Origin of the sequence: Bradyrhizobium sp., assembly GCF_047605465.1 — a bacterium.
Lineage (GTDB): Bacteria > Pseudomonadota > Alphaproteobacteria > Rhizobiales > Xanthobacteraceae > Bradyrhizobium.
The window spans coordinates 228214-246585 of the sequence record NZ_JASGFS010000003.1; the positions used below are offsets into that span (position 1 = coordinate 228214).

The window sequence follows — 18372 nt, forward strand, 5'->3', positions numbered from 1 at the left end:
GTCATCCTCCGCGTCTTGCCTGCGGGTGCCCTTGCGCGCAAATGGCAACGCTGTCCGCTATCGCTATCAATTCTCTAAGCTGCTTTGGAATCCAAGCGAGACACCAGCGGCTCGTGTTGCGGCCTTCGGCGCCCGCGAGCACGAACAGATTTCTTCAACAGATCGGCCAAGAGCGCCGGGCGCAGAAGGCGTGCGACATAAACGCGCGTGACGATGTAAGTCACTTTCAGGGCTGCCTTTTTCGGCGGCGGAATGAATTCGGAAACGTTGTTTGGAGTCAATCTAGATCATTGATGTTGCACGTATTTTCCGCGTACCCTAACAAAGCGTCCATGTTGCGTTTGCTTATGCATCGCGTGTCGAGCGTAAATTGCATGTGTATGCCATGTCCGCGTTACTGAATAACGTCTTCTCTCTACAACGGCCGTCCTTGATGGGAACGGCGTTTCGCATTGTTCGCGATCGCCAGACGGCTGAGGATGTCACCCAGGAAGCTTACCTGCGGACGCGCCGGGCCATCGACCTCGGCCCAATCGATCACATCGAAGCGTTCCTGCACCAGACCGTTCGAAATCTTTCGCTCGATCATTTGCGCCGTCGCAAGACGCGCGCTGAAATCGAGACGGCCGCTCCGGTGGAATCCGAGGTGGAGAACGTCGCCGCCGATGTTCCGTCGCTCGAGCATGCGATGATCGAACGCGAACGTTTCCGGAAATTTCAGGCAGCACTTGCGGGCCTGCCCCAACGGGCCCAGACGGTGGTCCGACTGAGCCGCGTGGAAGAATGGTCGAACGCGCGCATCGCCAAGCATCTCGGCATCGCCGAACGGACCGTTTTCAACGACCTGAAGCTTGCCATGTCGCACTGCCGCGACGCGATGCTTCGCTTCGACCGGCCCTAGCCGGGCATCTCCCGTCGATTTCATCACCTGCGGGCCTGCGACAAATCCTGTCGCGGGTTGCTGTCATGCGATAACAAGGCACTGCACTGGCGGATGATTCGTTCCGACCGTGTTGGATTCTGATTGTTGTCCAGCTTTTTTTGCCGGGTTCTGGAGCCTCAAACGTCAAGGCTACAAGAACTTTGCGCGATGAATTTCGGGTGGCTTGAGTGGGACTCAATGAGGCAGACGGGGAAAATCCCGAGGACGGATTTACCCACCAGGACCCCGTCGTCGACGAGGCGCTGGAATGGTTCGGCCGTCTGCGCGACGCAACACCCGATGCGGCGACGCTGGCAGCGTTCGACTCGTGGCTCGCGCGTAGTCCGCGCCATGCCGCCGAGTTCCGCAATCTCGAGGAGATCTGGGGCGGGTCGTCCTTTTACAAGGCGGCCGAACGGCTACCCGCGGGCCATCATGCCGTCGCAAATGATGGCACGCGGCGGCATGCGGTGGCATCCCCTTCGCGGCGAGGGAGCATGCGGATGGCAATGGCCGCCTCTGTGGCGCTTGCCGTCATCGGCGCATGGCAGGCTCCGTCGCTGATCCTGCGTTGGCAGGCAGACTACCAGACATCCGCGGGAATGCAGTCGACCATCACGCTTCCCGACGGTTCGACCATGATGCTCAACACGGCGTCGGCGGTCGCGATCGATTTCGCAAACGGCCGCCGCAACGTGCGGCTCCTGGAAGGCGAGGCCTATTTCGATGTGCGGCGCGATCCCGATCACCTGTTCCGGGTCGCCGGGCATTTCGGAGACGTCGAGGTCAAAGGCACAGCGTTTTCCGTACGCGCCGACGACAAGGAAGATCGGGTCGTTCTCGAGCGCGGCCGCGTCGACGTACAGGCGAAGTCGGGTCGATCGGACGAGGTCGTCCTGAAACCAGGACAGATGGCCGTCGCAACGGCGATGTCGCTGTCGACCGAGCAGGTCGATCCCGCGGCGGTTCTCGCTTGGCGTGGCGGACGTGTCGTGTTCGAGAACCAGCCGTTCTCCAAAGTCCTGCGCGAGTTGCGCCGTTACTATTCCGGCCCGGTTGTCGTGATGACGGATCGCGTCAACGACCTGCCGGTCACCGGCAATTACCGTATCGACAATGTCGAAGGCGCATTCAAGACGCTCGCCGACGCCGCCGGCGTCACGATGAATCGTCTGCCCGGTGGAATCATTCTTCTGCGATAGATAAAAATGTTTTGCCGGATTGAACCCTCTCGAACGTCAGGTCGAAAGAGGGGAAGTAATCGGGCGCCGTGCCTTAAGCCCTCTCGCGCGTTGAGGGGACTGTCAGCATGGAGAGCCGGGGTGCGGCCGAGGATGGGCATCGTGACGTAACGTCCGACGGTCGGCGGCGTCTGTTGTCGTTGTGGCTGGCGACGACGATCCTGTCATGCGGCGCCTGCACGCTCGCGCTTTCTCCCAGCTTTGCGCAGCAAGCCGTCCGTTCCGCATCCGCCGATCAGGCGATCAATTTCTCGATCCCAGCGCAGTCGCTGCCGTCCGCGATCAACAGCTTCATCAGCGCAACCGGCTGGCAGATCAGCTATTCATCGGCGCTCGCCCGCGGCAAGACGTCGACGGCCGTGAGTGGCGTGATGAATCCGGCGCAGGCGCTCTATCAGCTCGTCGCCGGCACCGGCGTGCAGGTCATGATCGGGGCCGCGGGCTCCGCCGCACTCGTCGACTCCACGAATGTGAGCATGAACCAGGCGCCGCCGTCCGATGGCTCGCTGTTGCTCGATACCATCGAAGTCAAAGGCTCCGGCGGCGAGAGCTCTGTTTACACGCCGTACGAGACGCCCGGCGCCACCAGCCATATTTCCAGCGACGACATCGACCACTACAGGGGCTCCAGCCCGTCCGACATCTTCCGCGGCACACCCGGCGTGATGTCGGGAGATTCCCGTAACAGCGGCGGCGCGATCGACGTCAATATCCGCGGCCTGCAAGGGCAGGGGCGCGTCAAGGTTTCGGTCGACGACGCGGAGAATGCCGTCACCGTTTATCACGGCTACCAGGGACAATCGAACCGCACCTATATCGATCCCGACCTGATCGCGGGCATCGACATCAACAAGGGCCTCGACGTCGCCTCGCGCGGTGCGGCGGGCTCGGTCAACATGCGCACGATCGGCGCGAACGACATCGTCAAGCCCGGCGACACCTGGGGCATCAGGGTCAAGGGAGGCTTCGGTACCAATACGACGGCGCCGACGCCGGGAGCGAGCGGCGGCTATCTATGGCCGACGACCAGCAGGCCGGGCCTGACGGAATCCGCAACCGGATTAGATCGTCCGGGCTTTCTGAATCCGACCTCGGGTTCGGGCAGCTTCGCCGGAGCGGTGAAGCAGGACAATTGGGATTTCATGACCGCCTATGCCTGGCGCAAGCAGGGCAACTATTTCGCCGGCAAGAACGGCGGTGAAGGCGTCTATGCAAACCCGGTGCTCAACAGCAGCGGAACTTATGTCAACGGCGGCTTCACCAACTACCGTCGCGGCGAAGAGGTGCTGAACACCCAGCTCGAAACCCAGAGCTTCCTGGCCAAGGCGAACTTCCGCTTCGACGACGGTCAGAGCCTCCAGGTCAGCTACAACAATTATCGCGGCGAAGGCGGCTACTGGGCGCCCTATGCGGGCGCGATGGTCGATATGTCGCAGACCAAATACGGCGCGACCACCGGGACCAAGATCGACACCGGCACAGCGCGCTACCGCTGGAAGCCGGACAATAACGACCTTGTCGACCTCAAGGCCACCGCGTGGCTGACCTATTTCCAGCTTCTGAATGACGGGCGTCTCACGACCAATCCGAATTCATCGACCAGCTTCACGAAACCGTGGCCCGCGGAAATCGGCCTGGCCGAAGATTATCGCACCGGCACCAACACGCTGATGTGGGGGAATGACCTCTCCAATCAATCCAAATTCTCGTTCGATCGCTTCGGCGACCTCGACCTGACCTATGGCCTGTCTTGGCTCAGCCAGCAGGTCGGCCTCAATCGCTATGCTGAATACTATTCCTACATCTTGCCGTCGGCCGGCACGCGCGATGAGGCAGGGACGTTCGCCAAGGCGGCTTACAAGCCGGTGCAGTGGCTAACGCTCAATGGCGGCCTGCGCTGGGCGAAGTTTTCGGCCGACGGTGCCACGCAGAGGCTCTTCGGCGCGACCGAGACCGCGACACCGATCGAAAGCGGCCCGCCGCGCGGCGCCGAGGGATACAGCCCTTCTGCGGGCATTGTCGTCGAACCGGTCAAGGGAACCCAGTTCTACGTCAACTATTCGAGCGCACTGCGCCTGCCGAGCCTGATGGAGACCATCGGCACTTTCACGATTGTGGAGAAGGGCCTGAAGCCCGAACGGCTGAACAGCTGGGATGCCGGCGTCAACGTCAATCGCGAAAGCCTGCTTGCAAAGGGCGACAGTGCACGGCTCAAGCTCGGCTGGTTCGACTGGCATGTGAAGGACTACATCTCCCGCGCCACACAGGAAGTCCAGCAGGGCACTGCGCTGCGCATTCACAACATCTTCGGCGCCAGCTTCAACGGCTACGAGCTGTCGACCCGCTACGAGATTGCGGGCTTCGCGGCGGATTTCGCCGCGAACTACTACACGAAGGTCGAATACTGCGTCACCGAGGACACCTGCGGAAACATGTCGCTTTACGGCGACTATGCTACGAACCATGTTCCGCCGAAATATACGCTCGATCTCAAGCTGTCGCAGAAGCTGTTCGACGACAAATTGACGGTCGGGGGACGGGCGTATCACGTCGGGCCGCGGGCCGCCGCACACGGCGACGTCACCGCGCAGGGCTATTCCGCGTTCATCACCCAGATTCAGTGGAAGCCCTACACGCTGGTGGACGTGTTCGCGGACTACAAGATCGACGACAATTACACCGCGTCGGTCCGTGTCGAGAACCTGACCGACCAGTTCTATATCGATCCGCTCGGCCTGCTGCCGCAGCCGGGACCGGGACGCACGTTCTATGCGAGCCTCACCGGCAGGTTCGGTGGTGACCAGGCGCTGCCGCGATGGTCTCCGCCATCGCGCGCGTCATCGGGGGCAAGGAACCCTTCGACCGACTGGAGTGGTTTCTACGCCGGCGTGCACACCGGTTTCGGAAAGGCACACACGCAGGGCTCGAGCAGCGTGCTCAACCCCAATGCGGACAATTTCGGCGGTCTCGCAGACGGCATCGCGGCAAGCGAAGCGGCCAACCTGAAGTTCTCCGGCGGTCAGCTGGGCCTGCAGGCCGGTTACAACTGGCAGTTCGCCAATCGCTTCGTGCTCGGCATCGAAGCCGATATCGGCAAGGCGTGGATCGCGGGACATCAGGACAACAGCGCGCAGGACGATGCTCTTCTGGCCGCGGCCGGCTGGATCCAATCGCGCACGCATCACGATATCGACTGGACGGCGTCGGTTCGCGGCAAGCTCGGCTACGCCTTCAACAACGGGTTGATGCTCTACGGCACGGCCGGCGTAGCTCTGCTGCGGGAGAACGTCGCGCGCGATCAATACTGGGTCTATTCGCGAGGCTATGACCAGGTCGCGGGCGCCGACAATTTCGTCCATTACGTCGATCAGGTCGCAGCGACGCGCATCGGCGCCACCATGGGTGTCGGCGGCGAATACGCGCTCAACGATCATTGGTCGGTGAAGAGCGACTACACCTACAGCCGCTTCGGCAGCAAGGACTACGCGTTCGAACACGCTACGGCGGGTGCGGGGCCTGATTATCTGACGCGCGAGCGCACGGGCACAAATCCCCTGGGACAGCCGATCTACAAATACACCGACCACACCGGCGGCAACACGATCGTCAATGGTCGTCGTGCGTCGAACACGTTCGGCCTGCATTCGATGAAGGTCGGCCTCAACTACAGATTTTGATTCAACTCCGCTTCCGGAGCGCGGCTTCGGGAGCAATTCAACTTCGGGATTGCATCCCGCCACAGGAAGACGAGCAGAGGACAGAGGCCATGCAGCAATTCGATCAAGTGAGCTCTTGCAGGGACCAGGCGGCGGATGCCCGCAGGCCGATCGCTCGCGACAGCCGCGTCGTAAATCTGCGCAACGTCTTTCTTGCCGGCACGGCGCTCACGATCTTCGGCATGTCGCCGGCCCATTCACAGAGCGCGTATTACAACTGGAACAACGTCGCGGGAGACGGTTCTCTATTCAATTCGCAGAACTGGACTCCAAGTGTTCCCGGAACAGGATTCACCTATTCCACGGCCGCCCTCGCCAGCGGCAATGCGGTTGTCGGCAGTGCCGGTGGTCAGATCGGCGCAGCGCTCAGCGTGGGTACGACGACGAGTTCGGCGACGTTGACCGTCAAGGAAGGCGGTACGCTGAATCTCGTGGGCGGCTTGATCATCCGCGACTCGAGTTCCGTTCTCGTCACCGGCGCCAATTCCAAGATCAGTCTCGGCGGCGAGCCCCTCTACGGACTGCTGGGCGTCTATGGCGGCACCCTCACGATCGAAAACGGGGCAAAGCTGATCGCAACGACCACGACCACGAACCCTCATGGGATATCGTCAGGCGATGTCGTCGTGACCGGGAGCGGTTCGCTGCTGGACCTGACGGGACGGTTCGGTATCGCCACCAGTGGCAGCGCCGACCACGCGACCCTCACGATTTCGAACGGAGGATCCGTCAGCGTCAGCGGAGAGTTCGGGCTTGGGAGCACACCCGGCGGAGGCTCCGGCAAGGGCACGCTGATCATCGGCGCGGCGGCGGGCCAGGCCGCCGCGGCCGCGGGCACGCTCACGGCCGCGAGCGGCATATCGTTCGGCTACTCCGAGGGCGCGACGCTCGTTCTCAACCATACCGCGACGGAGTCGTCTCCCTTTGTGCTTTCGCCGACGTTGTCGGGGGGAGGCGATTACCAGGTGACGTCGTACACGACGACGCAGAACTACCAGAAGCTGGTCGGCGGTGGCGTGATCAATCAGATTGCCGGCGTTACCTATGTGACCGGCACTAGTCTCGGTTTTGGAGGTACGACCAACGTGACCGGAGGCTCGTTGGTGCTCGCGACGGCCGATTCTGCGCTCGGCGGCTACTTCAACGTCTCTGGTACGGGGGTCCTCGGTGGCATCGGTACGATCGGCACGCCGGCGTGGTCTGATACTGCTGACAATTTCACCCGCAACTACCTCGCGACGACAACGACAATCGGCTCCGGCGGTACGCTGGCGCCCGGATTGACCGGAACGATCGGGACGCTGAACGTCCGCGGCGATCTCGTGTTCGACGCCGGCTCGACCTATGCGGTGAAGATCTCCGGCGACAAGACGTCTGACCTGACCCTGGTGACCGGCAACGTGACCATCGCCACCGGCGCGCTGGTGAAGGTGACCACGCTCGGCGGACAGGGTGACTACGGCGTCGACTACTCCGGTTCGGGATATACCTACACCATCATCAGCGCGACCGGCACGCTGACCGGAAAATTCACCGAAGTGCAGGACTCCGCGTTCCTGACCTACACGTCGACCTCGGATGCCAACCACGCCTATTTGACCGTGGCGCTCAAGGAGGCCGGAACCTACTGGACCGGCAACACCGGCTCGTGGAGCACGGCAGCCAATTGGGATCCCGCAAGCGTCCCCGTCACGACCGGAGGCGGCGCTGGCGGCAAGATCTTCGTGACCGCGGGCGAGGCGACCGTGAGCGGCCCGCTTGCCGTCGGCACCACCGCCGGAGACAACACGACGCTGACGATTTCGGGAACCGGCAAGCTGACGCTGAAGAACACTACGGATCCCACGACGTATGGCTCCCTCACCATCGGCGGCGCAGGCGTGGGCGCGGTCAAGGTGAGCGGAAGCGGCGCATCCGTGGCTGCGGACAGCAGCATCGTCTTGAGCAACGGTACGCTGACGGTGGAGAACGGCGGAAAGGCTGAAGGACAGCTGATTGCCATCAGCGCCGCCAACGGCGCGACGGCCGACGCCGTCGTCACCGGCAGCGGCTCGTCCTTGACGTCTCGAAACGCCATCCGGATCGGGTCCAGCACAGGTCAGGGCACGCTGACCATCGCCAATGGCGGCGCGGTCGTCGCGACCACGACAGGGCAGAATGGCGTGGTGATCGCATCGAGCACCGCTAGCACGGGTACGCTGAACATCGGCGCGGCCGAGGGCAAGACGGCGGTCGCGGCCGGCATCTTGAGCGCGCCGACCCTGTTCTTCGGCTCCGGCAACGCCACGCTCGTGTTCAACCATACTGGCACCGATTACGAGTTCGCGCCGCAGATCCAGGTGCAGGCGACGCAAGTGGGCGATCGGATCATCAAGCAGCTCGCCGGCGTGACGCGTCTGACGGCCGACAGTTCGGCCTTCAATGGCACCACCAATGTCAGTGGCGGTTCATTGCTGGTGGACAGCGCCGGCAAGCTCGGCGGCGAATTCAACGTGACCGGCACCGGCATCCTCGGTGGCATCGGAACGCTCGGAACTGAAGGCAAGACGATCAACGTGACATCGGGCACGCTGTCGCCGGGGCTTTCCAGCACCATCGGAACGCTGAGCGTCGCGGGCGACCTCGTGTTCGGTGCAAGCTCGACCTACGCGGTGAAGATCGACGGCAACAAGAACAGCGATCTCACGCAGGTGGCCGGCACGGTGACGATTACCGACGGCGCCAAGGTGAAGGTCACGGCGCTCGGCGGCCAGGGCGACTACGGCGTCGACTATTCCGGCGACGGCTACAAGTACACCATCCTGACCTCGACCGGCACGTTGACCGGCAAGTTCACGGACGTGCAGAATTCGGCCTTTCTCACCTATACGTCGTCGTCGGACGAGCACAACGCCTATGTAACGGCGGCGCTCAAGTCGACCGTAGATCCGACCGATCCCACGGACCCGACCGATCCGACGGATCCGACCGATCCGGGCACCCCGGAGAATCCGTCCAATCCCGGCGTGTTCAAGCCCGTAGCGATCACGGCGAACCAGAAGGCGACGGCAGGCGCGCTCGATTCGATGTCGCAGGGCAGTGCGCTATGGTGGGCGGTTGCCAACGTGGCGACCTATGATGCCGCACGGCAGGCTTTCGACCAGCTCTCCGGCTCGTCGCAGGCCTCCATCAAGACCGCGCTGGTGCAGGACAGTCACTTCGTGCGCGACGCGATCAACGATCGTATCCGCGGCGCCTTCGACGGCGTCGCAGCGCCGAACATGAACGTGATGTCCTTCGCGGATGAGCGGAACGCCTATGCTTATGCCGGCCCGTTCAACAAGGCGCCGCCGAAGCCGGCCGCGCGGGAAGAGCTGTTCGCTGTCTGGGGCAGCGCGTTCGGATCGTGGGGCAAGGTCAACGCGGACGGCAATGCCGACAAGCTCAATCGTCGGACCGGCGGCTTCCTCGCCGGTGTCGATCGCCGGATCCTCGACGGCTCCTGGCGGGTCGGCCTGCTCGGCGGCTACAGCTACTCGTCCTTCGATACGTCCAATACCAACGGCGAAAGCGAGAACTATCATGTCGGTGGTTACGCCGGAACCACGCTCGGGTCGCTGTCGATCCGCTCCGGTCTCGCCTATACGTGGCATGACGTGAAGTCCAAGCGCATCGTCGCGTTCCTCGGACAGAAGCTGGACGGTCGTTACGATGCGGACACGTTCCAGGCGTTCGGCGAACTCGGTTATCGGATCAACGCCGGCGCGGCGGCTTTCGAGCCCTTCGCAAATGTCGCCTATGTGCGGCTGAAGACCGATGCCTTCACCGAGAACGGCGGCTTCGCGGCGTTGTCGGTGCAGCAACAGACCAACAGCACCACCTTCACAACGCTCGGCACCCGTGCGTCCTCGAGGTTCGATTTCGCCGGCTTCGAGACCACGGCCCGCGGCGCGCTCGGTTGGCGGCACGGCTTCGGGGACATCAACCCCGTTTCCACCGCGGCCTTCGCCGGCAGCAATGCCTTCACGGTCACGGGCCTGCCGATCGACAAGGACGTGGCGGTCGTCGAGGCCGGACTGGACTGGCGGATGTCGCCATCCGGCACGATCGGCCTATCCTATGTCGGTCAATACGGCTCGCGTGCCAGCGAAAACGGCGTCAACGCACGCCTGCGCGTGGAGTTCTGATGATGACGAGGTCCTCGACTTTCGCCATGGCGGTCGCTGCCATGCTGACGATGGCCGCGTCCGCGTCGGCGCAAACGGCTGAGGGCGGCAAGCCCTCCGCCTCCTTGCCAGGTGGCTCGTCGTCCCTGCAGGAGACCTTCGATGGCTGGACATTGCAGTGTACGGCCACCGAAAAGGGGCGCCTATGCAACATTCAGCAGCAACAGCGGCATCGTGAGACCAAGCAACTCGTGCTCGCGGCCGAACTGGAGGCGGTGCCGAACGGCGCTGCGAACGGCAGTCTGGTGCTTCCGTTTGGTCTTCGCCTGTCGTCCGGGGTGACACTGCAGATCGACGATCAGCCATCGCCGCAGCCGCTTGCGTTCTCGACCTGCCTGCCGGTCGGCTGCGTCGTCCCGCTCAGCCTCGATAAGGCGGCGGTCGGCCGTCTGCGTGGCGGTGCGACGCTCAAGGTCGGAGCCATCGCCAGCGAGGACGGCAAGCCGATTGCAATGTCCATTCAGCTCAAGGGATTGGCGCCCGCGCTCGACCGCCTGGCAACGCTCGTACAACCCGGCTCCGTGCCCAAGGACAAGAAGCAGTAGAACCCATGACCATCGATGTACTGCAGGCAATCGCATCTCCGGAATCACCCAGCCGTGCCAAACGGCTGAAGGAGGCGACGAACACGACGCATGACCGATTGGACCATGCGATCATGGATACTGGCCCGTTCGCGAACCGCGAGCGATACGGGCTGTTCGTCACGGTCCAGCACCAGTTTCATCGCGAGATCGACGCGCTGTACGACAATGCGAAGCTGGATAAGCTGCTGCCGGATCTCCACGGTCGCCGTCGCCTTGGTTTGATCGCGCAGGATTTGCGCGATCTCGGCATCGCGGTGCCGGTCGCGGCCGCCGCGCCGGCCTTCGCCGCGGGCCACGAGCACGATCTGCCGGCCGCGCTCGGCTGGTTGTACGTCGCCGAAGGCTCGAATCTCGGCGCGGCGTTTCTGCTGAAGGAGGCCGTGAAGCTTGGTCTCTCCGAAAATTTCGGCGCGCGTCATCTTGCTGCGGCTCCCGAAGGTCGCGGCCTGCACTGGAAGACGTTCACCGCCGCACTCGACGGCGTCGATCTGAACGATGCGGAAGAACAGCGCGTGGTTGAAAGCGCGAAGGCCGCTTTCGCGTGCGTGCAGGGACTGGTCAATGAGGTTCTTTCCGGCTGAGAGCCGGCAAGAGTCCCGGATCGCCCGCAAGCCACCCTGAAGGCAGCCAGCGGGTGATCCGGCGAACAAGCGCAGATCACGCGATGCACTGATCCAGGCGCCGAAGAATTCCTCTTGGTCAGCCGCGTAGGCGACCGAGGCGAGCGAAGAGAAATGACGATGCAGCAGACGAAAACGAGAATCGGAATGCGGGTGGGCCTCGTCGTCGCGCTGGCGATGTTGTTTGCTGCGGCAGCAAGTCCCTCAGCCGGAGTGGCGCAACCTGCGGCCTCAGTCTCGTCAAATGTGGAGGCGGCGGGGCCTCGCCAGGATGTCCTGCCGGGGCCAACGGATAAATCCGCCGCCACCTCGGGGCGCCGGACCGATCTGCCGCAGGATCTCTCCCCTTGGGGCATGTTCAACGCCGCCGACAACGTCGTGAAGGCAGTGATGATCGGTCTTGCCCTCGCGTCGCTTGCGACCTGGACGGTCTTTCTTGCCAAATCGGTCGAGATTGCCTGCGCGCGGGCCAGGGCGAAGCGCGCCTATGAGGTGATCTCGACCTCGAACGGCCTTGGTGAAGCGGATCTGACGTTGGCCAATCGTGGCGGACCTGCCGCCTTCATGGTGCACTCGGCCGGCGAAGAACTGCGGAGGTCGGTCGCCGCGCTGGACTTTGCCGGCGACGGTGGCGTTAAGGAGCGGGTCGTCTCGCGTCTGGTGCGGATCGAGGCGCAGGCGGGGAGAAGGCTTACGCGGGGAACGGGGCTTCTGGCCACGATCGGGGCGATCGCGCCCTTTGTTGGTCTGTTCGGGACGGTGTGGGGCATCATGAATGCCTTCATCGGCATCTCGCAGAGTCAGACCACCAATCTCGCGGTTGTCGCGCCCGGCATCGCCGAAGCGCTGTTGACGACTGCGTTCGGGCTGGTCGCAGCCATCCCGGCCGTCGTCATCTACAACATGTTTGCCCGCGCCATTGCCGGTTACCGGCAACTCCTCGCCGACGCTGCGGCCGGTGTCGAGAGGCTCGTGAGCCTCGACCTCGACTTCCGCACGGTCCCGGCCGGCATGAAAGCGGCTGCCTTCGCAGCGGCGGAGTAATGCGTCATGGCGGGAGGTATACGCGAGCGCTTCGACGACAATCTCGAAGTCAATCACGAAATCAACGTGACACCCTTCATCGACGTGATGCTGGTGCTGCTGATCATCTTCATGGTGGCCGCGCCGCTATCCACCGTCGATATTCATGTCGATCTGCCGGCCTCGACCGCTCAGCCGGTGCCGCGGCCCGACAAGCCGCTTTACCTCACGCTGAAGGACGACCTCAGCCTCAATCTCGGCAACGATCCCGTGACGCGGGACGGGTTGCAGGCGGCCATGGATGTTCTCGCCAAGGGCGACAAGGAGACGCGGATTTTCCTGCGAGCTGACAAGACCGTCGATTACCAGCACCTGATGGAGGTGATGAATCTCCTGCGCGCGGCGGGCTATCTGAAGATCGCGCTGGTCGGGCTTGAAGCGATGCCTGTGGGAGCCGTCGGCAAAGGTGCTCAGTGAGCGACGTCAGCGGTTTCGTCACGCGCGACGTCAGGATTGCCGAAACCGCGCTGTGGGCGGGCGCGGTGTTGCTGACGATCGGAGCATATGCGGGCGTGGCCGCGTGGATGCTCCGGTCCGATCCTGTCGTCGCGGCGGACAATGCGCCGCCTGCCGCGATCATGATCGAGATCGCCGATGCGCCGCAAGCGACGCTGGTGGAGATGAACGAGATCACACCGGATCTCGCGACCTCCAACGAAAGCCTTGCTCAGAACGAGCAGAAGAGGGAACCAACTCAGCCACGCGAGACGCCCGCCGACAAGCCGTTGAAGGTGGAAGAGGCGAGGCCGGTCGAAGATGAGGTGACCGAGGAGAAGCCTGCGCCCGTGGAAAGGGTCGAGGTGCCGCTGCCGGCCGTTCAGCCCAAAAGGGAGATGCCGAAGGAAAAGCCCAAAGACAAGCCGAAGGACAAGCCGAAGCCGCAGCAGGCTGCCGCGCAGTCGAAGGCCGCGCTTCAGGCACAAGTGCAGGTCCAGCAATCGGAGCATACGGCCGCAGCGCAGACGGCGTCCGGCGTGTCATCGCAGTCGCCGGCCAATTGGCAATCGCAGGTCATGGCCCATCTGGAACGGCGTAAACGATACCCGGCAGAAGTCCGGGCGCGTGGCGCGCGCGGCACCGTCTACGTGCGCTTCACCATCGATGGTTCGGGGAACGTGTTGTCGGCGAGTCTCGTGCAATCCTCGGGGTTTCCGGAACTCGATCAGGAGACCCTTGCTCTGGTGCGGCGCGCGTCACCCATTCCGACTCCCCCGCCAGGCGCCAATCGCTCGATCACCGCCCCCGTTCGTTTCAGTCCAAACTAGTGGACCAGGATGTCTAGTTCTGGCGGCGAACCGGAGGTGATTTGTCACCGGAGCACGCGGAAGAGCCGGCCATCTCGCCATGGCTGAATGGATCGGTCTGTAGCCTCAGGAAATCGCGTGGCGTGAAGCCAACCGTCTGCCGGAACACCTTCGTGAAGGCACTTGGGCTTCTATATCCCAATTCCCTGGCAAGGTCGGAGATCCTGGCTCCCTCGTTCAGCCCGCAGAGCGCTTTCGCGACGCTGAGTGCTGTTCGCCAGTGATTGAATGCGATCCCCGTTTCCCTCCTGAAGAGACGTGTGAGGGTGCGGGGACTCACCGCGCTGACCTTGGCGATCGAGGCAAGGTTGTTGGGAAGCAAGGGTCTTTGAAGCAGTGTTCGGCAGGCAATGAGGAGCCGCACGTCGTGTGGCCACCTGATCTTGAGCGGTATTTCTCGCGCGGAATGGAGTTCGTTCAAGATGAGCTGCGTCAAGGTCTCTGCGCGTTCGTCCTGCGTGTCACCCGAGCGCTGGCCTGCGTGAGCGAGAATGAGCTCTCGCAACAGCGGGCTGACGATCACCAGCCGGCAGTCGTCGTCGGGGCCGGCGTCTTCACCGGAATCGACATAGATGGTTCGCATCCTGACGTAGCCCTGCATCGTCACTTCGTGGCGCGTGCCGGGGGGAATCCAGAGGCCGATCCGCGGCGGGACCAGCCACATATGATCAGCCGTACGAACATACATCGTGCCTTCATTGGCGAAGAGCAACTGGCCTCTTCGATGGCAGTGCATGACGATGCCGTCATCGAGCCTGTAGTTGCGAGACAGGCTGATGATCGGCGCCGCCGCGGCCTGCAGGTCTATGGCCTTTGAACTGAGGGAATAGATCGCCATTCGCTGTGGTTGAAACTCGATCTGATGACTAGAGAGGCAGAAATCCGAGAATGAGAGCAAGCTGGAGCTGCAGACCGGCGTCCAGTTGCGCAATGGCAACGGCTCCGATCACCGCTGCGACACCAACGGGGCCGATCAGTAGCCAGAACTGATGCAGCACGCGCTGCTGCTGTCGAACGTGAGACATCTCGAATCCTTTCGAAATTGCCGGCACCTCGTTCGATCTAAGCAAGCGGTGTGCCAGCGGCACCCTTGAGCGCTCCGGCGTCATGCGACAAAGTGAGCGCTGCGGGGCGACCGCGGAATCCAGCGCTGGCGGAGACCAGCTTGCGTGTGTAGTCCGATTGAACACGGCCCGAGGCCAAGTCGGCGGAGCCTACCTCTTCGATTGCCTGCCCTCCGTTGAGCACCAGCAGGCGGTCGCACATGTGGGTAATGACCGCGAGATCATGGCTCACCATGATGTAGGACAACTCGCGGTCCCGGCGGATCCGGTCGAGCAGATTGAGAACCTCGGCCTGCACCGACACGTCGAGCGCGGACGTCGGCTCGTCCAGCAGCAGGATCGACGGCTCCAGGATGAGGGCTCGGGCGATCGCCACCCGCTGGCGCTGGCCGCCCGACAGCTGATGCGGATAGCGATAGCGGAAGCTCAATCCCAGGCCCACCTCGTCGAGAGCTCTGCGAATCCGCCCTTCCGTGTTGTCCAGCCCGTGAATGCGAAGCGGCTCGAGCAGCGCGCGATCAACCGTCTGGCGTGGATGCAGGGACCCGAACGGGTCCTGAAAGACCATCTGGATCGATCGGTAGAATTCCGGATCGCGCTTGCTGTCGAGATAATGGTTTTCGAGCAGGATGTAGCCTGCCTCGATCGGCGCAAGTCCGGTGATCGCGCGCAGGATTGTGGACTTGCCGGAGCCGGATTCGCCGACCAGTCCGAAGGAATCGCCTTTGGCCAGGCGAAACGAGATGCCGTCGAGCACGACGAACCCGTCGAAGCTGACGCGGAGATCGCGAACCTCGATGATGCTTTTCATAGCGCCCATCCGGCATCGCGATCGAGCACGGGCAGCGGGCGGGACTGCTCGCCGATTCTTGGCATGCAGCTCAACAATCCCCGCGTATAGGGATGGGTTGCCTGGTGCAAGGCGCCCGCAGCGAGCTCCTCCACGATACGTCCGCGATACATCACGATCACCCGGTCGCAGAAAGATGAGACGAGGCGGAGGTCATGCGAGATGAAGATCAGTCCCATGCCGTGATCGCGCACCAGCTGGTCCAGCACTTCCAGAACTTCGAGCTGCACCGTGACGTCGAGCGCGGAGGTCGGCTCGTCGGCGATCAGGAGGTCCGGCTTGCAGATCAGCATCATCGCGATCATGACGCGCTGTCCCATGCCTCCCGAGATTTCGTGAGGGTAGAGTTTAAGCACTCTCTCCGGATTGCGGATCTGGACGGCGGAGAGCATGTCCAGCGCGAGCGCTCGCGCGGCCGTCCGCCCGGTTCCGCGGGACCTCAATGTTTCGACCATCTGAGCGCCGACGGTCATGACCGGATTGAGCGAATATTTCGGATCCTGGAGGATCATCGCGAGGCGGTTTCCGCGCAACTCGCGGCGCTGCCGGGGCGATATGGCGAGAAGGTCGATTCCGTCGAACTGGAGTTTCCCGGCACTGATCCTGGCGTGGGGTGGCGTCAACCCAAGGATTGCACGTCCGGTCTGCGACTTGCCGGATCCGCTCTCGCCGACGATACCCAGGCGCTCGCGCCCGACGGAGAACGACACGCCACGCACGGCTTCGATGAGGGCGCCGCCGTCGCCGCGAAATGCCACACGCAGGTCATCGACGGTCAAGAGTGGATTCATCGGCCGGCCTCGCGGGGATCGAGGGCATCACGCAGGCCGTCTCCGACCAGATTGAAGCCCAGGCTGACGATAAGAATGGCGAAGCCGGGAATTGCGGAAACCCACCATTGTTCGAGGATGAAGCGCCGACCGGAAGCGATCATCGCGCCCCATTCGGGCAAGGGCGGTTGAGCACCCAGCCCGAGAAATCCGAGGCCGGCGGCAGTCAAGATGATTCCGGACATGTCCAGGCTGACCCTGACGATCAAGGAGGAAAGGCACATCGGCATGATGTGACGAAAGACGATCCGCGAAGGAGAGGCGCCCATGAGCCGGACGGCCGACACATAGTCGGAATTGCGTATCGTCAGGGTCTCGGCGCGCGCGATCCGCGCATAGGGCGGCCAGGACGTGATCGCGATGGCCATGATCGCGTTCTCGATACCCGGTCCGAGCACGGCCACGAGAGCCAAGGCGAGCACGAGCTTGGGAAATGCCAGGAAGATATCCGTGACGCGCATGAGGAGCACATCCAGCCATCCGCCTGCATATCCGGCGATAGTCCCGACCAGAAGGCCAAGCGGCGCGGCCGTGATCGCCACCAGCACGACGACCGCCAGCGTGATGCGGGAGCCGTGGATGAGGCGGGACAGGATATCGCGGCCGAGGTCGTCCGTGCCGAGCCAGTGCGCGCGATCGGGGGCCAGCAATCGCGCGGACAGATCCCCCGAAAACGGCGAATAGGGGGACAGCACGTCCGAGAAGACCGCAACGAAGATCAGGGCTGCGATGATGACGAAGCCTGCGACTGACAGCGGATTGTCGCAAAAGCGCCGCCAGCTCGCACTCGCGCGCGAGAGACTCGATTGAAGACGCGACGTCGGAAGCTCGCCTGAGAGCCAGCTTTGCCAGGCCTTGCGGGTGTTGTCGATGATTTCGCTCATTCTCGGGTCCGGGGGTCGAGCGTTCGATAAAGCAGGTCGGAGAGAAGGTTCAGCCCCACGAACACGGCGCCGACGACCAGTGTGCCGCCCAGCACTGCATTCATGTCGGCGGTCTGAAGCGAATTGGTGATGTAAAGACCGAGTCCCGGCCACGAGAACACGGTCTCTGTCAGGACCGCGCCCTCGAGCAGGACGGCGTAGGAGAGGGCGATCACCGTCACGAGCGGAACCAGCGCGCAGCGCAGGGCATGTCCCCAGACCACGCGCAGTTCCGACAGGCCTTTCGCGCGGGCCGCGGTGATGTACTCCTGCTGCAACTCGGCGAGCATGAAGCTCCGCGTCATCCGGCAGATATAGGCCATCGAGTAGTAGCCGAGCAGAAGGGCCGGCAGCACGATGTGGGCAAAGCAGCTTCGCAGCGCGGCCCAGTCCTGCTGCATCACCGCGTCCAGCAGATAGAATCCCGTTATCGGCGTGAAAGTGTATTCGAAGGCGACATCGATCCGTCCGGGGCCGGCGACCCAGCCGAGGCGGGCATAGAAGACGAGAAGGCCGAGCAGGCCGAGCCAGAAGACCGGTACGGAATGTCCGACCATCGCGAAGGTCCGTACCAACCTGTCGCCCCATTGGCCGTTACGGACCGCGGCATAGACGCCGAGGGGTATTCCGACCAAAGCGCCGAACAGCGTGGCGAGCGTTGCCAGCTCGATCGTGGCGGGAAACGCGCGCTTGATATCGTCCAGCACGGGATTCGTGGTGAGAATGGATCGCCCGAAATCACCCTGCATGGCTTTCGTCACGTAGATGACGAACTGTCTTGCCAAGGGCTTGTTGAGGCCCATCTCCTCGCGAACCCGCTCGATGGTCTCGGTGGGCGCATGATCGCCCACCAGGATCGCGACGGGATCGACCGGGATCACCCGGCCGATGAAGAACGTGACGGCCAGCAAACCGAGAAAGGTCGTCATGACGACGGTCGTTCCCTTGAGTATCTGCAGGCCGTTGGACCACAACCGCTTGCGTCTAGCGCGCAGGGCTGGTCCGGGATCGGCGGTCATCGTCATCT

15 protein-coding genes are annotated in these 18372 nt (G+C 63.1%); 9 read left to right on the plus strand and 6 right to left on the minus strand.

Going from position 1 to position 18372, the window contains the following annotated elements; genetic code table 11:
- The first annotated feature begins 385 nt into the window (after positions 1–385).
- The 9 genes from QM712_RS04820 (at position 386) to QM712_RS04860 (ending at position 13639) form a co-directional block, all read left to right on the plus strand.
- Positions 386–901 carry an RNA polymerase sigma factor gene (locus QM712_RS04820; protein ID WP_415021900.1) on the plus strand — a complete coding sequence of 172 codons (516 nt, stop codon included), beginning with the start codon at positions 386–388 and terminating at the stop codon, positions 899–901.
- A gap of 209 nt (positions 902–1110) precedes the next feature.
- The gene (locus QM712_RS04825; protein WP_415021901.1) at positions 1111–2124 is read left to right on the plus strand and encodes a FecR family protein; all 1014 of its coding nucleotides are present in this window, start codon (positions 1111–1113) and stop codon (positions 2122–2124) included.
- A gap of 107 nt (positions 2125–2231) precedes the next feature.
- Complete coding sequence (locus QM712_RS04830) at positions 2232–5840, plus strand: TonB-dependent receptor domain-containing protein (protein ID WP_415021902.1); 3609 nt, start codon at positions 2232–2234, stop codon at positions 5838–5840.
- A gap of 89 nt (positions 5841–5929) precedes the next feature.
- Complete coding sequence (locus QM712_RS04835; protein WP_415021903.1) at positions 5930–10045, plus strand: autotransporter domain-containing protein; 4116 nt, start codon at positions 5930–5932, stop codon at positions 10043–10045.
- A 26-nt stretch (positions 10046–10071) separates the two neighbouring features.
- Positions 10072–10629, plus strand: coding sequence for an invasion associated locus B family protein (locus QM712_RS04840; protein WP_415021904.1), 558 nt, complete (start codon positions 10072–10074; stop codon positions 10627–10629).
- A 5-nt stretch (positions 10630–10634) separates the two neighbouring features.
- Entirely contained in the window at positions 10635–11252 is a 618-nt protein-coding gene (locus tag QM712_RS04845) for a biliverdin-producing heme oxygenase (RefSeq protein ID WP_415021905.1), read from the plus strand.
- 186 nt (positions 11253–11438) lie between these two features.
- On the plus strand, positions 11439–12335 hold the full coding sequence (gene exbB, locus QM712_RS04850; RefSeq protein ID WP_415022049.1) for a tonB-system energizer ExbB: 897 nt from the start codon (positions 11439–11441) through the stop codon (positions 12333–12335).
- Between the two features lie 6 nt (positions 12336–12341).
- Complete coding sequence (gene exbD / locus QM712_RS04855) at positions 12342–12791, plus strand: TonB system transport protein ExbD (protein WP_415021906.1); 450 nt, start codon at positions 12342–12344, stop codon at positions 12789–12791.
- Positions 12788–13639: an energy transducer TonB family protein gene (locus tag QM712_RS04860; protein WP_415021907.1), complete on the plus strand. Its 852-nt coding sequence runs from the start codon at positions 12788–12790 to the stop codon at positions 13637–13639. The genes exbD and QM712_RS04860 overlap by 4 nt, the downstream gene beginning before the upstream one ends.
- A 13-nt stretch (positions 13640–13652) precedes the next feature.
- Here the strand turns inward: QM712_RS04860 and QM712_RS04865 are convergent, their stop codons facing one another.
- From QM712_RS04865 to QM712_RS04890, 6 genes are read right to left on the minus strand one after another with little or no spacing between them, the layout of a single operon-like run.
- The gene (locus QM712_RS04865) at positions 13653–14516 is read right to left on the minus strand and encodes an AraC family transcriptional regulator (RefSeq protein WP_415021908.1); all 864 of its coding nucleotides are present in this window, start codon (positions 14514–14516) and stop codon (positions 13653–13655) included.
- A 28-nt stretch (positions 14517–14544) separates the two neighbouring features.
- The gene (locus QM712_RS04870; RefSeq protein ID WP_415021909.1) at positions 14545–14703 is read right to left on the minus strand and encodes a hypothetical protein; all 159 of its coding nucleotides are present in this window, start codon (positions 14701–14703) and stop codon (positions 14545–14547) included.
- A gap of 37 nt (positions 14704–14740) precedes the next feature.
- Positions 14741–15553: an ABC transporter ATP-binding protein gene (locus tag QM712_RS04875; protein ID WP_415021910.1), complete on the minus strand. Its 813-nt coding sequence runs from the start codon at positions 15551–15553 to the stop codon at positions 14741–14743.
- Positions 15550–16383, minus strand: a complete 834-nt coding sequence (locus QM712_RS04880; protein ID WP_415021911.1) for an ABC transporter ATP-binding protein — start codon at positions 16381–16383, stop codon at positions 15550–15552. Before QM712_RS04880 ends, QM712_RS04875 begins: the two co-directional genes overlap by 4 nt.
- Entirely contained in the window at positions 16380–17306 is a 927-nt protein-coding gene (gene nikC, locus QM712_RS04885; protein ID WP_415021912.1) for a nickel transporter permease, read from the minus strand. Before nikC ends, QM712_RS04880 begins: the two co-directional genes overlap by 4 nt.
- On the minus strand, positions 17303–18364 hold the full coding sequence (locus tag QM712_RS04890; RefSeq protein ID WP_415022050.1) for an ABC transporter permease: 1062 nt from the start codon (positions 18362–18364) through the stop codon (positions 17303–17305). Before QM712_RS04890 ends, nikC begins: the two co-directional genes overlap by 4 nt.
- Between the last annotated feature and the right edge of the window lie 8 nt (positions 18365–18372).

What these genes read in the sequence shown, in the direction of transcription:
- QM712_RS04870 (WP_415021909.1), bottom strand. Translation starts at nt 14,703, where the DNA reads ATGTCTCACGTTCGACAGCAGCAGCGCGTGCTGCATCAGTTCTGGCTA.
- nikC (WP_415021912.1), bottom strand. Translation starts at nt 17,306, where the DNA reads ATGAGCGAAATCATCGACAACACCCGCAAGGCCTGGCAAAGCTGGCTC.
- QM712_RS04845 (WP_415021905.1), top strand. Translation starts at nt 10,635, where the DNA reads ATGACCATCGATGTACTGCAGGCAATCGCATCTCCGGAATCACCCAGC.
- QM712_RS04865 (WP_415021908.1), bottom strand. Translation starts at nt 14,516, where the DNA reads ATGGCGATCTATTCCCTCAGTTCAAAGGCCATAGACCTGCAGGCCGCG.
- QM712_RS04835 (WP_415021903.1), top strand. Translation starts at nt 5,930, where the DNA reads ATGCAGCAATTCGATCAAGTGAGCTCTTGCAGGGACCAGGCGGCGGAT.
- exbB (WP_415022049.1), top strand. Translation starts at nt 11,439, where the DNA reads ATGCGGGTGGGCCTCGTCGTCGCGCTGGCGATGTTGTTTGCTGCGGCA.
- exbD (WP_415021906.1), top strand. Translation starts at nt 12,342, where the DNA reads ATGGCGGGAGGTATACGCGAGCGCTTCGACGACAATCTCGAAGTCAAT.
- QM712_RS04875 (WP_415021910.1), bottom strand. Translation starts at nt 15,553, where the DNA reads ATGAAAAGCATCATCGAGGTTCGCGATCTCCGCGTCAGCTTCGACGGG.
- QM712_RS04880 (WP_415021911.1), bottom strand. Translation starts at nt 16,383, where the DNA reads ATGAATCCACTCTTGACCGTCGATGACCTGCGTGTGGCATTTCGCGGC.
- QM712_RS04840 (WP_415021904.1), top strand. Translation starts at nt 10,072, where the DNA reads ATGGCGGTCGCTGCCATGCTGACGATGGCCGCGTCCGCGTCGGCGCAA.
- QM712_RS04890 (WP_415022050.1), bottom strand. Translation starts at nt 18,364, where the DNA reads ATGACCGCCGATCCCGGACCAGCCCTGCGCGCTAGACGCAAGCGGTTG.
- QM712_RS04820 (WP_415021900.1), top strand. Translation starts at nt 386, where the DNA reads ATGTCCGCGTTACTGAATAACGTCTTCTCTCTACAACGGCCGTCCTTG.
- QM712_RS04830 (WP_415021902.1), top strand. Translation starts at nt 2,232, where the DNA reads ATGGAGAGCCGGGGTGCGGCCGAGGATGGGCATCGTGACGTAACGTCC.